A 632-nucleotide genomic window follows, 5' to 3' on the forward strand; every position below is an offset into this window, starting at 1 on the left:
CCCGTCAGGGGGCCATGAACTGGCTGGGCCAGGACGGCAGCCTGTGGATGTTCGGCGGTTATGGTTATGCCACGGCTGTCACCAGCCCGCCGCGCTACCAGAATGATCTCTGGCAGTATGACCGCACGATCGGCAACTGGATCTGGCGTAAGGGCAACAACACGCCTAACAACTTTGGTGTCTACGGTGCGATCACCGTGGAAGCCGCGGCGAACAACCCAGGCTCCCGCCACACCGGCACGACCTGGACGGATGCCAATGGCAACCTCTGGCTCTTCGGTGGCTTCGGCGTGGGCACGGGCACAGGAGCGGCTTCGCTGAATGACCTGTGGCGCTTCAATCGCAGCACCGGCAACTGGACGTGGATGAAGGGCAGCACCGTCACGGGTGCCGCCGCTGTGTATGGCACTCTGAACACCCCGGCAGCGGGTAACACTCCTGGAGCACGCAGCAGCGCCGCGGGTGTGTATCGCGAGGGTAATCTGTGGCTCTTCGGCGGCTACACAGGCACGTCCTACTACAATGACGTGTGGCGTTATGAGATCGCCACCGGCAACTGGGCCTGGATGGGCGGCAGCAGCACACCTAACCAAAACGGTGTCTATGGAAGCCTGGGTGAGGGCTCGAGCTCG

General features: G+C 63.0%; 1 protein-coding gene. It reads left to right on the forward strand.

Annotation, left to right across the window (positions count from 1 at the left end):
* Positions 1-14 precede the first annotated feature (14 nt).
* The coding region (locus BGE01nite_RS28820) for a Kelch repeat-containing protein (RefSeq protein WP_218033132.1) at positions 15-632 on the forward strand (618 nt) is incomplete at its 3' end.

Source organism: Prosthecobacter gellanilyticus, assembly GCF_007992435.1.
GTDB classification, from domain to species: domain Bacteria; phylum Verrucomicrobiota; class Verrucomicrobiia; order Verrucomicrobiales; family Verrucomicrobiaceae; genus Prosthecobacter; species Prosthecobacter gellanilyticus.